The following is a 21,363-nucleotide window of genomic DNA, read 5'->3' on the forward strand; positions in this document are numbered from 1 at the left end:
GGACCGGGCCACCGGGGACACGTGCATCGGCCGCAGGTCAGCGGGGCGTTGCATGGCGGAGCAGACCGCACCCGTCGCTCATCGGTCGGCCTCCGTCTTGCGGGTCATCCGGGCGGTGCGGATCTCGATCATCGACGGCCCCTTGCGACCGGCGGCATTGCGCAGCGCTTGGCCCAATGCGGCGGAGTCGTGCGGACAGAGCGCATAGGGCATGCCGCAGGAGTCCGCGACCTTCTCGAAATCCGGCGGGGTCGGGCTGCATCCGACGACCTCGATCCCGACATCCTCCATCGAGACGGCGATCTCGCCATAGCCGCTGTTGTTCCAGACGAGGAAGATCACCGGCAGGTTCTCGTCGACCGCGGTCATCAGTTCCGGCAGCACGAATTGCGCGCCGCCATCGCCGGTGATGCACAGAACCGGCGCGTCCGGACAGGCCAGCGCCGCGCCGATGGCGGCCGGGATGCCATAGCCCAGAGCGCCATAGCCGGTGGCGGCGTTGAACCAGCCTCCGGCACGGTCGTGATCGTAATAGAGATTGCCGGCATAGATCAGCTGCGTGGAATCGCCGACCATCAAGGCGCCGGGCAGCGCGTCGCGGGCGGCGTTCAGGAAGGCGATCTGCGCCTGTTGATCGCCGGTGAGGCTGGCATAGGCCCGTTCGCGGGTCAGCCGCGCACATTCGGCATTCTGTCGCGGCGACGCCGTGTGATCCGCGAGCGCCGCGAGCAGGGCCGCCACCCCGGGGGCCGCGGCGCCCTGCAGTTTCAGCTCCGCCGGATGCCGGGCCAGTTGCCCGGCGCAGATATCAAGGCGTATGAGCCCGGGGAAGTCCGGCATGGCGCCGGTGCAATACATGTCATAATCGGTCTGGCCGAGCTCGGTGCCGATGGCCAGAACGCAATCCGCCGCGCCGATCAGCTCCCTCACGGGATCCAGGCTGGGGCTGGCCGGTATCACGAGGGGATGGCCATGCATGATGCCGCGGGCGTTGGTGGTCAGCACGACGGGCGCGTCGAGCCGCTCGGCCAACGCGCGGATGCCCTCCGCCGCCGCGGTGGCGCCGCCGCCCGCCAGGATGACAGGCCGCTCCGCCCGGCGCAGGCGCTCGGCGGCCGCGGCGATCTGCGCGTCGGACGGTGTCGGCACGACAGGGCCCGGCGGGGCGGGCAACGGGCCGTCATGTTCCCGACCGGCGATGTCCAGCGGCACTTCGATATGGGTCGGACCGGGGCGGCCCTCGGCCATGCGGGCGAAGGCCGCGTCCACGGCCGGGATCAGTTCCTCAGGCGCCGTCACCCGGGCGCTGTCCAGCGCCACCCCGGCGGCCAGCGCCGATTGATCCGGCAATTCGTGCAGATGCCCGAGTCCCTTGCCGAGGCTGGGCAGAACATTGACGCCCGAGACGACCAGCATCGGAACGCTGTCCGCCCGCGCCTGCGCCATCGGGGTCAGCGTATTGGTCAGCCCCGGCCCGGTGATCACCAGCGCCACGCCCGGCTTGCCGGAGGCGCGCGCATAGCCGTCGGCCATGAAGCCAGCGCCCTGTTCATGTCGCGGCGTGACATGGCGAATGGGCGAGGCAGCCAGCCCCCGGTAAAGCTCGACGGTATGCACCCCGGGGATACCGAAAACCGTATCGACGCCCTGCGCCTCGAGCCGACGTATCAGCGTCTCTCCTGTCGTGCGGCTCATGCGGGTTCTCCTGCGTAGCGGCGGGCATGTGCGATGATCCGCTCGCAGGCCCTATCGAAACGCGCGTCATCGACCGTCAGCGCGACGCGGACCCAGTTCTCCAGCCCCGCCCCGAAGGCGCTGCCCGGCATCACCGCCACGCCCTCCTTCAGCAACAGATGGTTGGCATATTCATCCCCGGTCATCCCGGTCCCGGCAACATTGATCAAGGCGAACATCCCCGCCTTGGGTTGGTGAACCTCCAGACCCTCTTCATCGCCCAGACGGGATTTCAGCAGCGCAGCCCGGGATGCGAAGCGTTTGCGCATCCCCCGGGCGACCTCGGATCTTTCGCTGACGGCGACCGCTGTCATATCGGCGATGAAGGGCTGGTTGCCGAACAGCATGGTTTCCGACAGGGGCAGCAGCCGCGCGGCGAATTCCGCCGGACCCACGGCCCAGCCGCTGCGGAACCCCGGCGCGGCATGTGATTTTGAGATCGAGGACACGACGACCACCCGGTCCGCCAATCCGGGGATCGACAAAGGCGACTGGAAGGTCTCGCCGTCAAACACCATCTCCTCGTAGACCTCGTCCGAGATGATCCACAGATCGTGCTGTCGCGCCAGCTCACCGATTGCCGCCAGATCGTCGCGGGTCAGCAGCGCGCCGGTCGGATTATGGGGCGTGTTCAGCAGGATGGCCCGGCTGCGCGGCGTGATCCGCGTCGCGATATCCTCGGCCCGGATGCGGAACCCATGGGCGGGCGACAGCGGCACCGGCACCATCGCGGCACCGCTTGCCCGGATGACGCCTTCATAGGTGGCATACATGGGATCGCCGACCAGCACTTCGTCGCCGGCCTCGGCCACCCCCATCAGCACCGCGAAAAGCGCGGTCTGGGTGCCGGGAAAACACAGGATCTGCTCAGGCGTGACCGGGGTGTTCGTGCTTTGCGCATATCTCTGTGCCAGCGCCGCGCGCAAATTGTCCTCGCCCGGGCCGTTGGAATAGCCGGTACGCCCGCGCCGCAGGGCATCGATGGCCACCTCGGTCAGCGCTTCGGGCGCCGGAACGTCCGGCTCGCCGATGGTCAGCTCGATGATATCGCGGCCTTCCTCGGCGAGTTGGCGGGCGCGGAAATGAACATCCCATTTGGCCCCTCCCAGACCGGCGAGGCGGTCGACAATTCCAGCATATTTCATCTTCATGTTTCCTTTGTATCTTCCAGGGGCAGACCGATCAGCGCCCCGATTGAGCGCAGACCGATCGCAATCAATTCGTCATCGGCGAAGGTCTGCGGCAGCGCGCCGCCCTCGATCCACAGCCCGTCGATGAGCCCGTTGCAGGCGATGGCGAGCTGGCGTGTCTCCTCCCGCGGGCACGGTCGCCCGGCGTGTTGCAGCGCGGCCTCGATAAGCGTCTCGAGCCGGTCGCGGAAATGGCAATAGGTTCGCTCATGGGTCTCCACCAGCTGCGGATCATGCATCGCCCGCCCGAGGAACGCCGCCCATAGCGAGACCCAATCGCGGTTCATCACCGGGGGCGACAGGGACAACACCACGAAAGCAGCCAGACGCGCGCGCGGATCGGGCGCGGCGCTCGCCTGCCAGACCGCGTCGGTCATGCGGTTCATGTGATAATCATAGGCGGCGGCGATCAGGCTTTCCTTGGATCCGAAGTAATGCCGGATCAATCCCTGTGTGACCCCGGCCTCCTGCGCGATGTCGCGCACCGTCGCCGCCCGCACGCCCGTGCGCGCGATCAGCGACAGCGCCGCGAGAACAAGCTGCTCGCGGCGCTGCTCGGGCTGTTCGCGGGTGAACTTGGGCTGATCGGAACTCATCGGGACGGACCGCTTTCTGCGTGAGGTTGGAGAAATTATACATATGCATAATTGCGCAGATCCCGCCCGGGTTCAAGCTGCAAACGGAGGGACCCGGAAATTTCGCGGGCGCGAGACGCCGCGGCGACCGCCCAGCCCGGCGGACAAAACGGAGCGCCGCAAGGCAATCCTAGCCCTGCGATGCGGCCCGGCGCTTCTTCAACACATGTTGCACGAAGGTCTTCCCGAGGACGATGGTGATGACGATCAGGATCAGCACCACAGAAATGGCGGCGATCGCCGGATCGATATTGTCGCGCAGACCCTGCCACATCAGCCGCGGGAGAGTCACCGCATCGACCGACGTGATGAAGATCGTCACCGCGATCTCCTCCCAGGAAAGGACGAAGGTCAGCATGAAGGCCGCGATCACGCCGAACTTGATATTGGGCAGGATCACCCTGAACACCCGTGTCCCCAGCCCCGCCCCCATCGCCCGTGCCGCCAGGTCCATGCGCCGGTCAACCTGTGCCAGGGACACGCTCACCAACACCACTGCGAAGGGCACGATCATGACCGAATGGGCCAGCGCCACGCCGAACAAGGTGTCATAGGCGACGATCTCGTTAAGATCCGACAGCGTAATCAGGAAGAAATAGAGCGTGAGCGCCGAGACCACTGGCGGCGCCACCATGGGCAGGAGCGCGATCCCCATCAGCAGCCCGGCGAAACGCGGCCGGAACATCCACATGCCGAGGCTGAAGAAGGTCGCCAGCGCCGTAGCGAAGGCGGCGCTCAGCACCCCGATGCGCAGCGACAGCGAGATGCTTTCGATCCATTCGCGGTCCTCGATCAGCGTGCGGTAATGGCGCAGCGACAGCGTGTCCGTGGGGACCGAAAGAAACCGCTTGGGCGTGAAGGACACCGGCACCACCGCCAACAGCGGCATCAGCATGAAGATCCCGATCAGCACCGTCAGGAATATGGCGAGCGGCCCGGGCCGCAGACGCATCACCTTTCGCCCCCGGGGCGGAGCTGTTTCAACAGCAGCGCCAGAAGCGCGGAAACGGCGAGCATCAGGATGACGCTGATCGCGGCGGCCAGGCCCCAGTCGGGGCTCTGGAAGATGCGCAGATAGATCAGCTCGGCCACCATCACGCTGCGTCCGCCACCGAGGATCGCGGGGGTGATGAAGAAGCCGAGGGCGAAGACAAACACCAGAAGCGCCGCGCCCATCAGCCCTGCCGACGTCATCGGCACGAAGACCTGCCAGAACACCCGCGCGCGGCTCGCCCCCATGCCGCGCGCCGCCAGCAACACGCGCTCATCGACCATGCGCATCGCCGAGGCGAGCGGGAACACGGCGAAGGGCACCATGAAATGGATCATCCCGACCGTCACCCCGAATTCGTTGCGCACCAGTCGCAACGGATCCTCCAGCAGGCCCGCGGCCGTCAGCCATTCGTTGATGATGCCGCGGTTGGACAGCAGGGCTAGCCAGCCGAAGGCCCGGGTCAGCACGGAAATCCAGAAGGGAATGAGGATGCAGAGTTCGGTCAGCATCCGCACCAGCGGCGTGCCCCGCACCCAGAGCAGGGCAAGCAGATACGCCATCGTCACCGAGATCAGCGTGACGAGCAGGCAGATGCGCAGCGTGCGCCAGAAGACCGACAGGACCAGCGGGTCCGCCAGGGCCGCATGATAATTCTGCAACCCCGGTTCGGGTCGCGTCACGCTCCACCCCACGACGCCGAGAAAGGGCAGCGCATAGGCCAGCGCCAGAAAGCCCAGCAACGGCGCCAGAAGGATCAGGGGACGAAGACGTCTGGGCATGGCTGTCCTCAATCGGGGGAAGGCTGCTCCGGCCCGTGGCGCGGAGCAGCGGCAGGGCTCAGGACGAGACGATGCCCAGATAGGCATCGAGCGCGGCCCCGTAGTTTTCCTCGTACCAGCCCACGTCCAGCGGCACCTGTTTCTCGAAATTGCCTTCGGCCACCGGGTTGAAGCGGCGCTGGTCCTCGGGGATCAGGGCATCCGCCTCGGGGTTGGCCGGCCCCTGGTAAAGCATGTCGAACATCACCTTCTGCCGTTCCGGGTCCTGCGCCGAGGCGATGAATTTCATCGCGGCCTCGGCACCGCCGGGATTGCCCTTCAGCACCGCCATCGCGCCGGGCGACAACACCCCGTCCTGCCAGGTGAAGCTCACCTCGCCGTCGGTATCCTGTTCGAGCAGCCGCGCCCGGGTTGACCAGATCAGCGCCATCGACGCCTCGCCGTCCAGCATCAGCGTCTGGCTCTCCGCCCCGTTGCCCCAGAAGCTGATTACATGTTCCTTGAAATCCTTGAGCTTGTTGTGGGCGCGTTCGATATCCAGCGGGTATAGGTCCGCCTGCGCAACGCCATCGCCCATCAGGAGGGCCTCCCACATTCCCGTCCCCCATTTGTACATGGCGCGTTTGCCGGGATAGGTCTCCACGTCGAAGAAATCCGCCATGGATGTCGGCGGATTGTCCCCCAACTTCCTGGCGTCATAGGCGATGATATAGGAGAAGAAATAGCTCGACGCCGCGTATTCCCATGCGAAGCCTTCGCGCATCCTGGACTTGTCAACCACGTCGTAATCGATCGGTTCCATCATGCCCTGCTTGCCCAGGGCCTCGGCCGAGAAGGCATCCGCATCGACGATGTCCCAGGTTGGATTGCCGCTCTCGAACTGCGCCTTGATCGCGCCTTCGGTCGGGCCCGAACCGTCCTGACGGACGCGGATGCCGGTTTCCTCCTCGAAGGGCTGGCCATAGGCTTCGTCATAGGCATCGACCGCGTCGCCGCCCCAGTTGACGAAGACGAGCTGACCGCTCTGCGCCAGCGCCATGGTGCCGCGCCCGAGCGCCGTGGTGCCGAGCAGGGCCGCACCGAGCTGCGCGAAGGTCCGGCGCGAGATCCTGCCGCGCCGTGCCTGTTCCGCAAGTATCTCGATCTGGTCCTCGGCAAAATGATTTCTGTTCTTCACTATTCTGTCTCCCTTGTCGTTGGGGCCTATAAGAGAAAACCCTTCTGTTCGGGCCAGGCGGCCCAGATGTCGCTGCCGGGCGCCAATCCCGCCGGCAGCCGGTCCGTGATATGATTGAGCGTCAGGGGCGTGTCCTCGGGACCGCGCAGATCGATGCGGGTCTGCGCGCCGAGATAGGTCAGGTCGATCACTGTCGCCGGGATCGCATTGCCCGTCTGAGGCGCGCTCAGCGCCAGTTCCATGTATTCGGGCCGCACGGCGAGCGTCTGTCCGCCCTCGCGCCCCTCGGCCCGCAGATCGCGGCCGCCGAAACGGCCGCGCAGCATCGTGCCGTCGCGTGTGGTCCCGCTCAGCGGCAGCAGGTTGATGTCGCCGAGGAACTCGGCCACGAAACGGTTTTGCGGCCGCTCGTACACGTCCCGGGGCGGGGCGATCTGCTGCAGGCGGCCACGCTCGAAAATCGCCACGCGCGACGACAGGGCCAGCGCCTCGGATTGATCATGGGTCACGAACACGAAGGTCGTGCCGGTCTCGCGATGCAGCCGCCGCACCTCGTCCTGCATCTGTCCGCGCAGGTTCTTGTCGAGCGCCGAGAACGGCTCATCGAGCAGCATCACCGGCGGTTCGCTCGCCAGGGCGCGCGCCAGCGCCACGCGCTGCTGCTGACCGCCGGAAAGCGCATCGGGACGCTTGCGCTCATGCCCGGCCAGCCCGACCATTTCGATGATCTCCGCCACCCGCGACCTGATCCGCGATGCCGCCCATTTCTGGACCTTGAGCGGAAAGGCGATGTTCTGCTCGACCGTCATATGCGGGAAGAGGGCATAGCCCTGAAAGACCATGCCGAACCCGCGTCTCTCGGCGGGCACATGGGTCATGTCGGTGCCATCCAGCGTCATCCGCCCCCGGCTCGGATCCTCGAACCCCGCGAGCAGCATGAGAAATGTCGTCTTGCCCGATCCCGACGGCCCGAGCAGGGTCAGGAACTCGCCGCGCCCGATGGTCAGGGAGATATCGTGCAGCGCGGTGAAGCCGCCGAAATCCTTGCCGATGTCCTTAACGCCGATCTCGGCGGCACGGCTGTTGATCGTCATCGGATGCTCCTCCCTGCAGGGCGAGCCTAGAGGCGGGTGCCGGGGCCGCGCAATCGAAATCTTTTACCGAACCCGACAAACGGAATTTGTCATCCCGGGCTCATCCCTGTTGTCCGAGAATCGCGTCGCGCACCCAGCGGCGAAAGGCCGAGGCGGGCGCGAGGTCCTGCCTGCGCGCCGGGATGGCGAGGTAATAGGCATTGTGCGACTGGATCTCGATCTCCGTGACCCGGATCAGCTGGCCGCTTTCCATCGCCGCCGTGCAGATGAATTCATCGCCCATGGACACGCCCTGCCCGGCGAGCGTCGCGGCATAGACAAGGTTCATGTCGGCAAAGACCGGCCCCCGTTTCGCCTCGTGCGGAGCCCGACCCGCCGCGCACATCCAGCGTTGCCAATCCTCTGTATCGCCCAGATGCAGCAGGTCGGCGCGCAGGATGTCCTCGGGCGACTTGATCCCCCCGAGCCGGTTGGCCAGGCCCGGGCTGACCAGCGGCACGAAAGTGACCTCGCGCAACAGCTCGACCTCGCCATTCGCCATGGCATCTGTGCCAAAGGCAATGAAAACATCGACCTCGGGATTCGACACATCGTCCAGTCGGCCGGGTGTGACGATGCGCAGATCGACATCCGGGCAGGTGACGCGAAAGGCCCCGATGCGCGGCGCCAGCCAGAAGGCGGCGAAGCCCGGCGTGCAGCTGACCGTCAGCCGACCCGACAATCCCCGCCCGGCATTGCGCGCGGCGGAGCTTGAAATCGCCACAAGCGCGGCGCGCACATCGCGCGCATATTGGCGTCCCCGCGCCGTCAGCTCGATGCCGGTGCCGACGCGGTTGAAAAGGTCAAAGCCCAGATCGCGCTCCAGCAGGCGCAGCTGGTGGCTCACCGCGCTGCGCGTCAGGCTCAGCTCTTCCGCCGCGGCGCGGACGGTCCCGTGTCGCGCGAAACATTCCAGCGCGCGCAGCGCCTGGGTGGACGGGATTCGGGACATGGCCGGGCCTTTCTCCTTGCCCCCTCACCTTATCCCGCTCGCGCCCGCGGTCCAGCGGATGGTGAGCGATTTTTGCCGACTGCGGGAAAAGGTTTCACTATGGCGCGCCGCGTTTCGCTGGCTAACTGGCAGCGACAAAGGAGACCCCCCGTGACCCTGAGCGCTGCGCAGACCAAAGCCCTGGCCCATGTGGACGCCCGCATGGCCGAATTGTCCGACTGGTGCGCCACGATCTTCGATTTCGGCGAGACGGCTTGGCGCGAGTACCGTTCGGCGGATTGGTACGTGAAACGCCTGCGCGCCGAGGGCTTCACGGTCGAGGAAGGGTCGGGCGGCATGCCGACGGCATTCTGCGCCGAATGGTCGAACGGCGACGGGCCGGTGATCGGCATGTATGCCGAATACGACGCCATCCCGGGGAATTGCCAGGCGGCCGACACGCGGCGCGCTCCGCGCGAGGGTCTCGGGTTCCAGGCCGGCGGACATACGGACCCGCATTCCGGGCTCGGCATCGGCGCGCTCGGCGGGCTGCTGGCCACCAAGGCGGCGATGCAGGCGCAGGGCATCCGGGGAGGCCTGCGTTTCACCGGCGAGCCGGCCGAGAAGGTGCGCGGCTCCAAGCCGATCCATGCCGCGAAGGGCTATTACGACGGGCTCGCCGCGATGCTGTCCTTCCACCCGTTCTACATGCTGCCGATGTGCAATACCGTGCGCTGGGACACCCATTGCGGCGCCGCCTATTCAATGATCTATCGCTTCATCTGCGACGCGCCCGAAAACTGGGGACAAGGCGACGGCGCGCCGATCCCGCAATCGCATTCCGCGATCCGCGCGCCCGGGGCATCCGAGGCGCTGGTAGCGATGTTCCAGATGTCGAAATCCCTGCGCGATTCCATGCTGCCGCATCAGGGCGGCTGGTCGATCTCCGAAGCGATCCTCACCGCCGGACAGGCCACGGCGGACAACCAGCCCGCCGGGCTGGCCGAGCTGCAATACATGATGCGTACGCCGACAGTGGCGATGGCCGAACAGGTGACGGCGGCGCTCGACCGCAACGCCGCGGCGGTGGCGGCCATGACCGGCTGCCGCTGGGAACGGCACTGGGTCTGCAAGTCGCGCCCCGGTCTTGCCAATCACGCAATGGCAGAGGTGGTATGGCACGCCATGCAAGGGGTCGGCGCGCCGCAATGGGGCGCAGAGCCGGTGCGGATCGCGCGGGAAATCCAGTCGAACCTCGGGCACGATCCGATGCAGGCGCCGTTCATCGACGAGATGAGCCGCCTGATCGACCCGCGCGAGGCCGAAGCGATCCTGCGCCGCGATCTGCCGCCCAGCCAGATCAACAGCACCTCCGACGATTATACCGACATGAGCTGGCACGCCCCGCTGGCCCGGTTCTATATCGCGCGCCCGGCGCTCAAACCGGCCGGGAGACCCTATCCGAACTGGGTGATGAACGCGCTTGGCGGCATCCCGGCGACGATTGATCCCATGGTGCGCTGTGCCGCGAAGGTCCTGTCGCTCTCGGCCCTGCGCCTGTTGGAAGACGAAGACGCCCGCAACACCGCGCGGGCCGAATTCGCAGAGCGTACCGGTGGCGGCGTGGGCGGGGATCGCTGGATCGCCCCCCTGTGCGATTACGACCCGCCGATCGATTTCCGCTGGCCGGAATATGTCGAAACCCCGCGCGGGCGCGACTGGTGGATACCGTCGGCCATGCCCGGCGCCTGACCCAAGGAGACAGACCATGCTCGACGAGACCCGCAAAGACTTCACCCTGCAGGCCCGCAGGAAGGGAGGCGGCACCGCTCCCATGACGCATTGGCAGCTGCCGAACGAGACCGCGCCGCTCAGCGACGTGCTGCTCGGCTCGCCCGCGTATCTTCAACATCTGGCGACGTCGAGCCTGTCGCGCAAACACCTGCGCGAGAACCCCTGCAACATCCAGCTCGCCCAGAGCCAGCACGCCGAGATGGTCGCCGCCTATGAGAGTTTCGGCGTGAAGGTCCATATGCTCGCCCCCGAGCCGGAACTGCCGATGCAGGTCTATGCGCGCGATTCCTCGGTGATGACCCCCTATGGCGCGATCATCACGGCGATGGCGCAATGGTGGCGCCGCGGCGAGAATTACGCGGCGATCCGGCAATACGAGGCGCTCGGCATCCCGATCTATGACATGGTGACCGCCGGTACGTTCGAGGGCGGCGATTTCAACGTGATCGAGGAAGGCTGCGTGCTGATCGGCTGCGGCGGTGCGCGTACCAACGAAGCCGGCGCGCGACAGGTCGCGGGCTGGTTCGAGGATGAGGGCTGGGAGGTGAAGCTCGCCTTCATCGATGAATATTACGTGCATATCGACCTGATGGTCGTCCCCATCGCCGAGAAGCTCACGGCCGTCTGTCGCGACTGCACCGCCCCGTGGATCGTCGAATGGCTGGAGGGCAAGGGGCACGAGATCATCGACGTGCCGTTCCGCGACACGATGAACCTCGGCTGCAACGTGATGAGCCTCGGCAAGGATCGGGTGATCGCCCCCGAACGCTCACGCAGCCTGATCGACGCGCTCCGCGCCCGCGGCTTCGAGGTCACCGCGGTCGACACGGCCGAAATCTCCAAGACCGGCGGGGGCATTCACTGCATGGCCCAATCCCTGCGCCGCGGCTGACATCGAAGGCTCGGCGGGGGAAGCGTCAGGCCCCTCCCCCCGCCGATGCTCAAAGCCCCTGTTCCACCGCCTCGGCCAGCGCGGCGCGCAATTCCTCCTCGTTGCGGTAGCCGATGAGGATGCCCGCCCGGGCCTCGCCGATACTGGCATTGCGCGCGGCGATGGTGGAATCCGCGATGGTGGTGCGCTGGCTGGTGCGTCTGCTCCAATGAAACAGCAGCTTTTCGAGCCGCGCCGCCTCAGCCGCGAACTCCGGGTCGCCGCCGACATCGCGCAGCTCGTCCGGGTCGTTCTGCAGATCGAAGAGCATCGGCCGGAACCCTTCGGCGAAGATGTATTTCCAGCGTCCGTCGAACACCATCGTGAGCTTGGCATCCGCCACCGAGACCCCGAGCCGCCGCCGCACGTCGCGCATGGAATAATCGTATTCCGACACGATGAAATCGCGCAGCGCCTCGCGCGTGCCCTGCAGGATTGGCAACAGCGAATGACCCTCCAGGATATGCGGCACCGCCGCGCCGCCGAAGTAATCGAGAATGGTCGGCGCGACGTCGATCGCCTCGACAAGCGCGGAGGATTTCTGCCCGCGCGTCGCATCGGCTTCGGGGCGCGGATCGACCAGGATCAGCGGGATCCGGGCCGAGGGATCGTGAAACAGCTCCTTTTCGCCCATCCAGTGATCGCCGAGGTAATCGCCATGATCCGAGGTGAAGACGATCATCGTATCCTCGACCCGACCCTGTTCCTCGAGAAAGTCCATCAGCAGGCCGATCTGGTCATCGAGCTGCTTGATCAACCCCATGTAGGCGCCGATCACCTTGCGGCGCGCCCGGTCATCGGTGAAGGCTTGGGAGACCCTTTCCTGCATGAAGGCGCCATAGACCGGATGCGGATCGCGGCGCTCCTCCTCGCTGCGCAGCAGCGGCAGATGCGTCTCGGGACCGTACATGTCATGATAGGGCGCAGGCACGATATAGGGCCAATGCGGCTTGATATAGGACAGGTGCAGACACCAGGGCGCCTCCCCGGCCTCGCGGATGAAATCCATCGCGCGCCCGGTGATATAGGGGGTCTCGCTGTCCTCGTCGGCGGCGCGGGCGGGCTTGTCGGCGTGATCCATGAACCAGCCGCTGAGGATGTTACCCGCATCGTCCTCGGCACTGTTGGCGACCGAGTCCCAGGGGTTCTCGTCGCTCCAGCCGCGTTCCCGCATATGCGCATCATAGGCGGCGTTGCGCGGATAGCGCCCGCCGTCGGGATGCAGACCGTCGTCACGCTCATAGGGCTCGAAGCCGCATTCCGAGACCAGCACGCCGATCTCGCTGTCCGGCGCCAGGCCAAGCCGCCGCATCCCCTCGGCATCGGCGGTCATGTGGGTCTTGCCGCACAGCGCGGTGCGCACCCCGAGCGGGCGCAGATGATCCCCGAGCGTCATCTCTCCCACCTTCAGCGGGATGTTGTTCCAGGTCGAGCCATGCGAGCTGACATAGCGCCCGGTGTAAAAGGACATGCGCGAGGGGCCGCAGATCGGCGATTGCACATAGGCCCGGTCAAACAACATGCCGCGCGCGGCGAGCCGGTCGATATGCGGCGTCTGCAGATGCGGATGACCCGTGCAGGACAGGTAATCCCAGCGCAGCTGGTCGCACATGATGAAGAGAACGTTCTTGGACATGATCAAAGGTCTTCCTGCAAGAGGGAGGCATCGGCCGGGGCGCCCTGCCCCGGCCCGCCCGTTCAGCTGCGCGCTTTCTGCGGGATATCGACGCCCAGTTCCTCGAGCGCCCGCATCGAGCCGGGATGCAGCGGCAGGTTGATATCCGCGACCGCCGCCTGCGGAGTGATCTCGCGCAGCCAGGGTGCGCCCTCGCCCATCTCGGCAACCCCGGCATAGAAGGCCTTGGTCATCTCGTAGACCATGGTTTCGTCGGCGTTCTCATTGGTGATGATCCCGACCGTGACGGAGAGCGTGTTGACGTCCTCCTCGTTGAGCTGATTGTCGCCATAGGTTCCCGCGGGCAGCGTCGCGATGCCGAAGCCGGGACGCCCGACCAGCACGCCGACCTCCTCGCTCTCCAGCCGCTCCTGCGGAATCCCTAGGAAGCGGATCTCGTTGGTCACGGCGATCTGCGTCAGCACCGGGCTCGGCGCGTTGGTCGGGTTGCAATAGACGTCGAGATTGCCGTCCTGAAACGCCGCCGCCGCCGCGTCCCAGCCAAGCTTCACCGCCTCGTAATCCGTACCGGCTTCCAGCCCGCTGACCGCCTTGAACAGTCGCTCCATCGTCGCATAGGCCGCGCCGCCCGGCGGGCCGAGGAAGACCCGCTTGCCCTTGACCTCGTCGATCGAGGTAATGCCCGAGCTGCCATAGACCGCGATGTGATAGACACCCATCGGGAAGTTCAGCACCGTGCGCAGCCGCTCGACCATCTCCGGCGCCTGCTTGATCTTCGCATACATCGCCTTCTGCTCGCGCATCAGCGCATGGATCGCGGGCGAGGACATGCAGAAATCGGTCTTTCCGGCCGCCACTTCGAGCACATGGCGGGTGGCCGCGCCGGTGGCGTTGATCTGCAGCTCATAGGCATCGAGCCGCTTGTTCACGATATTGGCGAAGGTGGTCATCACCAGGTTGGGGCTCGACCCCGGGCCGAGCGTCGACATGCGCAGCAACTCCTTGGCGAGGCCGGCGCGCGGCAGCAGCGCCAGCGCCGCGGCACCGGCCGTCCCGGCCAGCAGGTTGCGTCGGGTCAATGTCGTGTCTGTCATGATCTTGTTCTCCCTTTCGTTCATGATTTTTCGATCGGCAGGCCGCCGGGGGCCCTCTGGCTGCGCTCGAAGAGCGTCAGCGCCACGGTTGCCGCGGTGGCCACCCAGCCGACCAGCGGACCGAAGAAAAGCAGCGCCGCGGCCAGCGCCAGCGCAACGGGTGTCATGTAGAGCCGCCCGCGATCCGGGTAACAGGCCCGCGAGATCAGCAGCACCGCCAGCAAGACGAAGAGCATCGCCTGCATCGAGGCCCAGAAGCCGTAGCCGGTGCCGAGCAGCAGCGCGGGCTGATAGACGAAGGCGAAGGGGATCACGAAACCCGGCAGCGCCAGCCGCGATGCCTCGAGCGCCGTCGCCATGGGCCGCGACCCGGCGATCGGCGCCGCCGCGAAGGCGGCCAGCGCGACCGGCGGGGTGATCGAAGACAGGACACCGAAATAGAGCACGAACATATGCGTATGGACGATCGGCACGCCGAGCTGCTGCAGCGACGGGCCCATGACCAGCACGATGATCAGATAGGCCGGCACCGTCGGCATCCCCATGCCGAGCAACAGGCAGGCCAGCGCCATCAGCAGCAGCGACAGCGCCAGCTGGCCTTCGGCAAGGCCGGACAGCAGCGAGGCGAAGCGCAGCCCGACGCCGGTGAGGTTGAGCACACCGATCACGATCCCGACCGCGCCGACGATGACGATGAGCTGCGCCGAGATCAACCCGGCCGAGCGGATGAACTTGAGCCAGGCCGCCACGTTGACCAGCAATTCGGGCCGCAGCGCGAAGCCGAGCAGCGCCGCCACGGCAACGCCGACGAAACCGGCATAGGCCGGTGAGGCGCCGCCGATCATCATGCCGACGATCGCGGCGAGCGACAGCAGGAAGACAGCGACCTGCGCCATCTCGCGCCAGTCGAAGGCGATCCGCTTCTGCGGCTCCTGCACCAGCTCCATGCGGCGCGCGGAGCTGGAGATCGCCATGAACAGCCCGCCGTAATAGAGAATGGCCGGCACGGCGGCGGCGGCGCAGATGGTGAGGTAGGGCACCCCGGTCACGTCGGCCATGATGAAGGCGACCGCGCCCATGATCGGCGGCGTGATCTGGCCGCCGCTCGACGCCGCCGCCTCGACCGCCCCGGCGAACCGGCCGGAGAATCCGCGCTTCTTGATCAACGGGATGGTAATGACGCCGGTGCCGACCACATTGGCCACCGCGCTGCCCGAGATCGTGCCGAACAGGCCGCTTGCCACAGTCGCCGCCGCCGCCGGGCCGGAGCGCATCCGCCCCGTGGCCGCCAGCGCCAGCCGCACCAGAACCTGATCGATGGTCAGCATTTCCAGCAGCGCACCGAACAGGATGAAGATCAGGATCGTGGTCACCACCGCCGCCATCGGCCGCCCGAACACCCCGTCAAAGGAGAACCACAACACCTGTACGAGCTCTTCCGCCGAAACCCCGGCATGGCGGATGAACCCCGGCGCAAGATCCCCGAAGGCGCCATAGAGAAGCACCAGCGCCGCCACCGATGCCATGACCGCCCCGACCGAGCGGCGCGTCAATTCGATCAGCCCGACAAGGCCGAGCGCTCCGAGCCAGATATCGGTCGGTGACAGGAAATAGAGCCCGGTCTCGATCTCTTCGGCGGCGCGGAAATACTGGAACACGCCAAGCCCGAGCGCGATGGCCGTGCCGATGAGCAACAATCGGTCCAGGTTCCCCCCCGCCCGTTCGAGCTGGCTCAGCGCGACGAGCAGGCCACCGAGCAGCAGCATCCCGACGCGCAGATAGGAATCGTTGAAGACACCGAAGAGCGATACGTAAAGGACCGTGCCGACCACGATTGCCGACAAGATCAGGATCGCCGCCCCGAACACGCTGTTTTGTCCCTGCAATGGCACGATATGCCATCCTCCCTTTTCGCCTCTGCCGATCCCGCCTTTCCGCCGCTGCGCAATGCCGGGAAGCCGCGTCTGTCTGGCGTTTCAGGGGCGAATCGTCCATTCACCGTTTCATCTGGTGGAATGCGAGGCTAATATCGGCGGACGTAAAGCGCGGCGCGGCGACAGGGAGAGGCCGAGACGATGAAGCTGAACCGGTCCATCCAGCGGGGCCTCCTCGTGTTGCAGACGATCTCCGACAGCGGCCCCTCCTCGCTGGCCTTCCTTGCCGATCGTACCGGCCTGGCCAAACCCACCCTCCTGCGCATCTGCGCCACCATGGAGGCCGCGCGCTGGCTGACCCGGCGCAGCGGCGACGGGCGCTATCAACTCGGCACCGCCTTCCCGAGCTTCGGCGCGGCGCGTGATCAGACCGAGCAGCTCGTCGAGGCGGGATGTCAGGAAATCGTCCAATTGTCCGAGGACACCGGGCTCGGTGCCGATCTGGCCAGCGCCATCGGCAGGGGCCGGGTCGAGATCGTCGACAGTACCCGGCATTTCAACCTTCATGAAGTCTATCCCGACTGCATCGGTTTCCGCCCCTCGCCCTTCCGCTCCGCCCTCGGCCTCGCCTATCTCGCCGCCCTGCCCGAGGAACGGCGGATTGCCACGCTGCGCGACCTGAAACTTCACGCCGCCCGCAACGAAGCCAGCGCCTTGGCCGCGTTTCCGCAAAGGTTCCGTGATTTCCTCGCGCGCGGCTACGCGATCCGCGAGGACGGCTATTGGGGCCGTGCCGTCGATTACGGCGCCGTCCCGAGCGCCATCGCCGTACCGATCCTCGCCAAGGGCCATCCGGTCGGCGCGCTGAACCTCGTCTGGGCGGCCAAGAACCATACGGTGCCGGAAGTCGCGCAACGTCATCTCGCGACCTTGCAGAAGACCGCCGCCGCGATCGGTCAGCGTATGCCGCCCGTTCTGGAGCCCTGAGCGCCCCCGGGATCGACGCTCCTCCCCTTCCGCGGATTTTCTGCGCTTGCATTGCGTTTGCTGCATAGCGGCATTGATTGGGAATCCCCCGCGCGACCCCCTAGATACAGCGCGTAACAGGATCGCATCAAGCGACAGATAGGAACCTCCGATGACCCCGCGTACCGAAATCAAAGCCCCGACGTCAGACCAGATCGACGCCATCATCCGCGAAGCGCACAAGCTGCGCGCCGAAGCCTTCGCCCGTTTCCTCGCCAAGATCGGCAGCGGGTTGAAAGGTTCCGTATACCCCAAGGGCCCGCGTCGGCCCGCCGCTGCCAAACCGGCCTGAGCCGAACGGCCAGGACAAGGGGTGCCCGCCGATGCGGACACCCGGCAGGCTCTGTGACATCCCGCGAAACGGCACCCCGCTGACCCTGCGCGTCAGACGATGATCACCACTTCCGCGACATCGCTGTCGATGTCCTGACAGGCCGCCAGCACCCGCGGCATCAGGTTGCTCTGTACATAGGCGCCATGAAACCGGCTCGGCGCCCGCAGCACCAGCCGCCCCCCTGCCCTCTCGCTGCGCACCAGCGCCCGCAGCCAGCTGCCGTAGATCCCCGGATCTTCCGCATGCAGGATGGCCTGGGCCAGCTGCCATTCGCTGCCGTCGCCGACATCCGGTGCCGGGACGCTGCCGCGCAGCGGCATCGGCACCACACGGTCGGGCGCGGGTTCGCCCTGCATCCGATGTTCGAAATCCGGCCCGACCCGCGGCCAGTCCTCGCGCGTGGTTTCGAGGATCCGGTCGATGTCCATGGAATATTCCGTGACCCGGCCGCGCGCGCCCTGCCGTCGCACCACCAGCCAGCCCCGCGCCCGAAGCTTGGCCATCTCGCGTTTCACCGTGCGCTCGTCGACCGACCAGAGCCTCGCGATCTCCCGCTGCCCCACCGCCAGCTCGTCGCGCGCCCAGTTGTAACGCGCCGTGACCAGGGTGATCAGGCGCAGGGTCAGCCGATGATCGTTCTTGTCGCGCGCCAGAGCATAGGCCCCGAGCGCGGTGATCAGATCATATTTGCGCGCGGCGGCATTGCGCCCCACGGCTCTTGGTGAAAGCATGACTGCCCCCGTGTTGCACCTTGCCCACAGCAAGAATGCGGCCTCAATTCGCGATCTCTTTTCGGATCAGCTTGAAAATGCTCAGCCAACGTTTTTCGCGGCCCTGTCCTGATTTGCGTCCTGAAGCACGATTCTGTCAAGGGCTGGTTTGCCCCTGCCCCTGCCCTTCTCCAAATCAAATCAGAAAAACCCGGTATATATGGTATTGGGGGTCATGCAGGGCGTCCCCCAATAGATCGTTTTTGTCCCCCAATATGTGGGCGGCTGCAGCGGTATGTCCCACAATATTTCCACCACAAACCAGGGGATCGGCATTGCGGCGCCGAATCGTCCGGCGGGGTGAATTCCCCTTGCCTTGCAGGGTTCTGCCCTGTTCCTAGAGAATAGAATAATTCTCTTTCCTAAAGATGCAATTTCGGCGTAAATCAGGAAAGAGTAAGAATTTGCGTTCCGTGCGGTGATCGGCATGGTTCCCCGCGGGGAACCACCCCCCGGTTCCCCGCGGGGAACCGGGCAGACAAAAAGGGCAGTACATGTATACCCATGCCGATTTGGCACGACTTCAGTCGCAATCCCTGAAGATGCAGGGATATATCAGGCAACAGACCTATTCCCCCGAAATGGAGAAGACCCTGCGGCGCTTCTCGAGCTGGGAGGTCGCCGAGCTGATTTTCAAGATCAACCCCTCGACCCTGCGCGGCCGTCTCGCCGCCGACCCTTCCCTGCCGCAGGGATTGGTCGAGGAAGACGGCCGCCAGCGCTGGTACACGCTCGATGAGATCAACGAGCTGCGCCGCAAGCTGCGCATCAAGAACCAGCCGCTGATGCCACCGCGCCCCAGCGGCAAACGGGCGATCCGCGCCGCCATCGCGAATTTCAAGGGGGGGGCCGGCAAGTCCACCGTCGCGCTGCATTTCGCCCATGCCGCGGCGCTTGACGGCTACCGGGTCTTGACGGTCGATTTCGATCCGCAGGCGACCCTGAGCCATTCGATGGGTCTCTCCGATGTCTCCGAGGAATTCACCGTCTGGGGCATCATGGCGCGCGACCTGATCCGCGAGACGGAGCGGATGAACGCGGTGCAGGGCGGCGCCGAGAGCGGGACCACCCTGCCCCAGCGCAAGCTGCCCGCCTCGGTTACCGGCATGGGGCTGAATGATCTGCGCGCCACCGATTTCATCAAGGCGACAAGCTGGCCGACGATCGACCTGATCCCGAGCTGCGCCAACGCGGCCTTCGTCGAATTCGCCAGCGCCCAGTATCGCCACCTCAACCCCGAATGGTCGTTCTTCGCGGCGGTGTCGCGCTACCTCGACATGATCCCGCCGGACGCCTACGACCTGATCATCTTCGACTGCCCGCCGGCGATCGGCTATCAATCGATGAACGCGGTCTTTGCCGCCGATGTACTCTATATTCCCTCCGGCCCCGGCTATTGGGAATATGACAGCACCACCAGCTTCATCGGCCAGCTTTCCGAAGCGCTGGAGGATCTCGGCAAATTCCGCGGCCACCTGCCCGCGGGCGGCAACCCGGAGAAAGCCTTCGCCGATATCCGCTTTCTGCTGACCCGGTTCGAGCCCAACAACGACCTGCACCGCGCGATGCAGTCAGCCTTCGGTAACGTTTTCAAGTCACATGTTGCAGAGCACCCGATCGAAATGACGCGGGCTGTGGAGCAATCGGGGCGGTTCCTGTCGTCGGTCTACGAGATGGATTACCGGCAGATGACACGGGAGACCTGGCGCCGGGCGCGGGCCTCGTTCGACCGGGCCTATGACGAATTCCGAGCCACGCTGGTCAATGCGTGGGACGATCTGGAGGATTGATAGATGGTAAAGAAACGTTCTGTCTTCGACATTGATTTCGACCTGGACGGCGATGAGGAAGAGGCCGGGTTCCCCGCGGGGAACCGGCGCGCGCCGGAAACCAAATCCTTCAACAACATCGAAGGCCATCCGCTGCAGAACAGCGAGCCGCAGCCGGTGCGCCGCGGACCGATGGCCAGCGCCATTTCGGAATCCGCCGATGCCAATCTCGAAAGGGCAGGGGCCGAAGCCGCGATCCGTGCCGAGAATGATGCGCTCGCCCATGAACATGTGCGGCTGAAAAAGCTGGGTCTGATCACCGATCTGATCCCGACTGCCGATGTCCGGGCCGACAAGCTCACGCGCGACCGCTCGATAAACGCCGACCCGGAACTTGCGGAACTCAAGAGCTCGATCCAGTCGGTCGGCCTGTCCAATCCGATCCGGGTGGAACAGACCGATGAAGGCTATGAACTGATCCAGGGATTCCGGCGGTTGAGCGCGTTTCGCGAGCTCGCGGAGGAGACCGGAGATCCGCGCTATCACAGGATTCCGGCGGCCCTGGTTCCCCGCGGGGAACCGATCATCGATCTCTACCGCAAGATGGTCGACGAGAACATGGTCCGCAAGGACCTGTCCTTCGGGGAAATGGCACAGCTTGCCCTGTCCTATGCACGCGACACCGAGATCGAGGTGGGCGATGCGGTGACCCTGCTCTATGCCTCGGCGCTCAAGCAGAAGCGGACCTATATCCGCCAATTCGCGCGGGTGCTCGACGATCTCGACGGCAGGTTGCGCTATCCCGAGGCGATCCCCCGGGCGCTGGGGCTGGAGGTCTACAAGCTTTTTGACGCGGAACCCGACCGCGCCACCCATATCGTCACGGCGCTCGACGCCAGCCCGCGCCGGGACGCGAATTTCGAGCTGCGGCTGCTGCGCGAATCTCTCACGGCCAGGAAGGAGAAGCCGAAAGCCGCCGCCGCGCGCAGCGTCTCCAAGACCTCGCTGCGCCTCGGCCGCCCCGAAGGCGAAGCACGCGTGACCGCATCGGACGGCCGTGTCGAACTCCGCCTCGAACGTGATTTCTCGGCCGTCAGCAAGGCCACGTTACAGCGCGGGATAGAGGCGTTCCTGGCCGAGCTCGATCAGAGCGATTGAGGCCAGGACGGGTAGGGGGCGGTTTGACCAGGGTCAGCGGGCGTTGATGAGGTGAGCCCTCTGATATCGTGTGGGTATGGAATGTAGGTCATTTCGGGGCCAGCTAGCGACGCAGCAAGTGAAATTGGCTAGCTGGTCGTTCTCGTTTTGTTTCCTCACCGTCGTTCCGCTATGGGTGTAAATTCCGACATGTCGCAGGATGTTCGGAGACGACAGGAAGCGGGTGGCGCGGCCTGTCTGCGAAAGACGGCTCCGCCGCCCGCCACTACGTCCCTTTAAGAACGGGATGTTTTATGTGGCTGACGAGATTGCTGTGGGACGAAGCCTTTAGACCCCATGATCGCCGTGTGAGCTGACTGGCTCGGCGGCCTCTCCCGCGGCATTCTCCGTTCGAGGGTTGCGCC

18 protein-coding genes are annotated in these 21,363 nt (G+C 65.7%); 6 read left to right on the top strand and 12 right to left on the bottom strand.

The window, feature by feature from the left end; genetic code table 11:
* Positions 1 to 78: 78 nt before the first annotated feature.
* The 8 genes from ACFSUD_RS13890 to ACFSUD_RS13925 form a co-directional block, all read right to left on the bottom strand.
* Entirely contained in the window at positions 79 to 1,695 is a 1,617-nt protein-coding gene (locus tag ACFSUD_RS13890) for a 5-guanidino-2-oxopentanoate decarboxylase (RefSeq protein ID WP_386375209.1), read from the bottom strand.
* Positions 1,692 to 2,879 (bottom strand): pyridoxal phosphate-dependent aminotransferase, encoded by a 1,188-nt coding sequence (locus ACFSUD_RS13895; RefSeq protein WP_386375210.1) that lies wholly within the window; start codon positions 2,877 to 2,879, stop codon positions 1,692 to 1,694. Before ACFSUD_RS13895 ends, ACFSUD_RS13890 begins: the two co-directional genes overlap by 4 nt.
* A 2-nt stretch (positions 2,880 to 2,881) precedes the next feature.
* Positions 2,882 to 3,520, bottom strand: a complete 639-nt coding sequence (locus ACFSUD_RS13900) for a TetR family transcriptional regulator C-terminal domain-containing protein (protein ID WP_386375211.1) — start codon at positions 3,518 to 3,520, stop codon at positions 2,882 to 2,884.
* A gap of 169 nt (positions 3,521 to 3,689) precedes the next feature.
* A complete protein-coding gene (locus ACFSUD_RS13905; protein WP_386375212.1) occupies positions 3,690 to 4,511 on the bottom strand; it encodes an ABC transporter permease in 822 nt (273 codons plus the stop codon).
* Positions 4,511 to 5,332 carry an ABC transporter permease gene (locus ACFSUD_RS13910; RefSeq protein ID WP_386375213.1) on the bottom strand — a complete coding sequence of 274 codons (822 nt, stop codon included), beginning with the start codon at positions 5,330 to 5,332 and terminating at the stop codon, positions 4,511 to 4,513. Before ACFSUD_RS13910 ends, ACFSUD_RS13905 begins: the two co-directional genes overlap by 1 nt.
* A gap of 58 nt (positions 5,333 to 5,390) precedes the next feature.
* Entirely contained in the window at positions 5,391 to 6,509 is a 1,119-nt protein-coding gene (locus tag ACFSUD_RS13915) for an ABC transporter substrate-binding protein (RefSeq protein WP_386375214.1), read from the bottom strand.
* Positions 6,510 to 6,535: 26 nt separating this feature from the next.
* On the bottom strand, positions 6,536 to 7,603 hold the full coding sequence (locus ACFSUD_RS13920; RefSeq protein ID WP_386375215.1) for an ABC transporter ATP-binding protein: 1,068 nt from the start codon (positions 7,601 to 7,603) through the stop codon (positions 6,536 to 6,538).
* Positions 7,604 to 7,703: 100 nt separating this feature from the next.
* Complete coding sequence (locus ACFSUD_RS13925) at positions 7,704 to 8,594, bottom strand: LysR substrate-binding domain-containing protein (protein ID WP_386375216.1); 891 nt, start codon at positions 8,592 to 8,594, stop codon at positions 7,704 to 7,706.
* 150 nt (positions 8,595 to 8,744) lie between these two features.
* Between ACFSUD_RS13925 and ACFSUD_RS13930 the strand changes: the two genes are divergently transcribed.
* The gene (locus tag ACFSUD_RS13930) at positions 8,745 to 10,325 is read left to right on the top strand and encodes an amidohydrolase (protein ID WP_386375217.1); all 1,581 of its coding nucleotides are present in this window, start codon (positions 8,745 to 8,747) and stop codon (positions 10,323 to 10,325) included.
* Between the two features lie 16 nt (positions 10,326 to 10,341).
* Positions 10,342 to 11,259 (top strand): dimethylarginine dimethylaminohydrolase family protein, encoded by a 918-nt coding sequence (locus tag ACFSUD_RS13935; protein WP_386375218.1) that lies wholly within the window; start codon positions 10,342 to 10,344, stop codon positions 11,257 to 11,259.
* A gap of 49 nt (positions 11,260 to 11,308) precedes the next feature.
* Here ACFSUD_RS13935 and ACFSUD_RS13940 read toward each other — a convergent pair whose 3' ends face one another.
* The 3 genes from ACFSUD_RS13940 to ACFSUD_RS13950 form a co-directional block, all read right to left on the bottom strand.
* A complete protein-coding gene (locus ACFSUD_RS13940) occupies positions 11,309 to 12,934 on the bottom strand; it encodes an alkaline phosphatase family protein (protein WP_386375219.1) in 1,626 nt (541 codons plus the stop codon).
* 62 nt (positions 12,935 to 12,996) lie between these two features.
* Entirely contained in the window at positions 12,997 to 14,028 is a 1,032-nt protein-coding gene (locus ACFSUD_RS13945) for a TAXI family TRAP transporter solute-binding subunit (protein ID WP_386375220.1), read from the bottom strand.
* 20 nt (positions 14,029 to 14,048) lie between these two features.
* The gene (locus ACFSUD_RS13950; RefSeq protein ID WP_386375221.1) at positions 14,049 to 15,920 is read right to left on the bottom strand and encodes a TRAP transporter permease; all 1,872 of its coding nucleotides are present in this window, start codon (positions 15,918 to 15,920) and stop codon (positions 14,049 to 14,051) included.
* A gap of 183 nt (positions 15,921 to 16,103) precedes the next feature.
* On the opposite strand from ACFSUD_RS13950, the gene ACFSUD_RS13955 reads away from it, so the two are divergent.
* Positions 16,104 to 16,889: a helix-turn-helix domain-containing protein gene (locus ACFSUD_RS13955; RefSeq protein WP_386375222.1), complete on the top strand. Its 786-nt coding sequence runs from the start codon at positions 16,104 to 16,106 to the stop codon at positions 16,887 to 16,889.
* 151 nt (positions 16,890 to 17,040) lie between these two features.
* Positions 17,041 to 17,220 carry an RSP_7527 family protein gene (locus tag ACFSUD_RS13960; RefSeq protein ID WP_386375223.1) on the top strand — a complete coding sequence of 60 codons (180 nt, stop codon included), beginning with the start codon at positions 17,041 to 17,043 and terminating at the stop codon, positions 17,218 to 17,220.
* Between the two features lie 92 nt (positions 17,221 to 17,312).
* On the opposite strand, the gene ACFSUD_RS13965 is transcribed toward ACFSUD_RS13960, so the two are convergent.
* Positions 17,313 to 17,993, bottom strand: coding sequence for a hypothetical protein (locus tag ACFSUD_RS13965; RefSeq protein ID WP_386375224.1), 681 nt, complete (start codon positions 17,991 to 17,993; stop codon positions 17,313 to 17,315).
* Positions 17,994 to 18,526: 533 nt separating this feature from the next.
* Here ACFSUD_RS13965 and ACFSUD_RS13970 point away from each other — a divergent pair.
* Both ACFSUD_RS13970 and ACFSUD_RS13975 read left to right on the top strand, forming a co-directional pair.
* Positions 18,527 to 19,822: an AAA family ATPase gene (locus tag ACFSUD_RS13970; RefSeq protein ID WP_386375225.1), complete on the top strand. Its 1,296-nt coding sequence runs from the start codon at positions 18,527 to 18,529 to the stop codon at positions 19,820 to 19,822.
* Positions 19,823 to 19,825: 3 nt separating this feature from the next.
* The gene (locus ACFSUD_RS13975) at positions 19,826 to 20,959 is read left to right on the top strand and encodes a ParB/RepB/Spo0J family partition protein (RefSeq protein ID WP_386375226.1); all 1,134 of its coding nucleotides are present in this window, start codon (positions 19,826 to 19,828) and stop codon (positions 20,957 to 20,959) included.
* Positions 20,960 to 21,363: the final 404 nt, after the last annotated feature.

This window comes from Sulfitobacter aestuarii, assembly GCF_042685005.1.
GTDB classification, from domain to species: Bacteria; Pseudomonadota; Alphaproteobacteria; order Rhodobacterales; family Rhodobacteraceae; genus Sulfitobacter; species Sulfitobacter aestuarii.